The organism is Bordetella sp. 15P40C-2, from assembly GCF_009763235.1.
GTDB lineage: Bacteria > Pseudomonadota > Gammaproteobacteria > Burkholderiales > Burkholderiaceae_B > Bordetella_A.
The window spans coordinates 1-1,198 of sequence record NZ_WSJA01000031.1 but is presented as its reverse complement, the minus strand read 5'-3'; the positions used below and the strand labels follow the sequence as shown (position 1 = coordinate 1,198).

The following is a 1,198-nucleotide window of genomic DNA, read 5'->3' as shown; positions in this document are numbered from 1 at the left end:
CTGACCTGCCCCCGGATTTAGTACGGCACCGACATAGAGTCCAGGGGTAAAAAACCTTCTTTCTGATGAGCCTGCACGAATTGCGCCGGGGTTAAGTATCCGAGCGCACTGTGGGGCCGATCGGTGTTGTACTCGACCCGCCAGTTCTCGATCAAGTCCTTGGCCTGTCGCAGGGACAAGAACCAATGCTCGTTAAGGCATTCGTCGCGGAACTTGCCGTTGAAACTTTCGATATAAGCGTTCTCCACAGGCTTGCCCGGCCGAATAAACGACAGCTTTACGCCGGCTTGGTAAGCCCAGGCATCCAAGGCTCTTCCGGCAAACTCCGGCCCATTGTCCACGGTAATAGAACGCGGCAGGCCACGCATTTCAGCCAGCCGTTGCAGCACCTTGGCAACACGCACTCCCGGCAACGACGTATCGACCTCGATGGCCAGGCATTCGCGAGTGTAGTCATCGACGATGTTCAAACAACGGAACCGGCGACCATAGGCCAGTCCGTCGGCCACAAAGTCCATTGACCAACTTTGATTCGGGGCAGTTGCCGCTGGGCGAACTACGCGCTCAGTCGCCGCGATGCGCTTACGCTTGCGTTTGCGCACGCTCAAACCTGCCAAGCTGTACAGCCGCCAGACACGCTTATGATTTGCTTGCCAGCCTTCGCGCCGTAAGAGCACATGGATCCTTCGATAGCCGTAGCGTCGTTTGACCACTGCCATCTCTTTCATGCGCTCGGTCAGCTCAGCATCGCCTGTGCGCGCGCTCTCGTAGGCAAACAACGAACGCGAAATTCCTACCAGCCCGCAGGCCCGGGTAACACCCATGCCGCGCTCGGCCATCAATGTCCTGACCGCCTCGCGCTTGGCCTGCGGGCTGACTACTTTCGGCTTAGCAGATCCTGAAGCGCCGCCTTGTCCAGCATCGACTCGGCCAACAGCTTCTTGAGCCTATTGTTCTCCTGCTCCAGCTCCTTGAGCCGCTGAGCGTCCGACACCGTCATGCCACCGAACTTCGCCTTCCAGTTGTAGTACGTTGCCTCGGAGATACCGTGCTTGCGACACAGTTCTGCCGGCTTTGCTCCTGCGTCCGCTTCCTTGAGCACGCCGATGATCTGTTCTTCCGTGAATCGCTTCTTCATTGCCGTTCCTTTATGAACGGACTCTACAACAATTTCGTACTAATTACGGGGAGCAGGTCA

The 1,198-nt window shown here is 57.5% G+C and carries 1 protein-coding gene; it reads right to left on the bottom strand.

The window, feature by feature from the left end; translation table 11 throughout:
• Nucleotides 1–17: 17 nt before the first annotated feature.
• A protein-coding gene (locus GOQ25_RS14145) for an IS3 family transposase (protein WP_370519954.1) occupies nt 18–1,138 on the bottom strand; the annotation gives its coding sequence in 2 pieces (ribosomal slippage) (nt 18–898 and nt 898–1,138; 1,122 coding nt in all).
• Between the last annotated feature and the right edge of the window lie 60 nt (nt 1,139–1,198).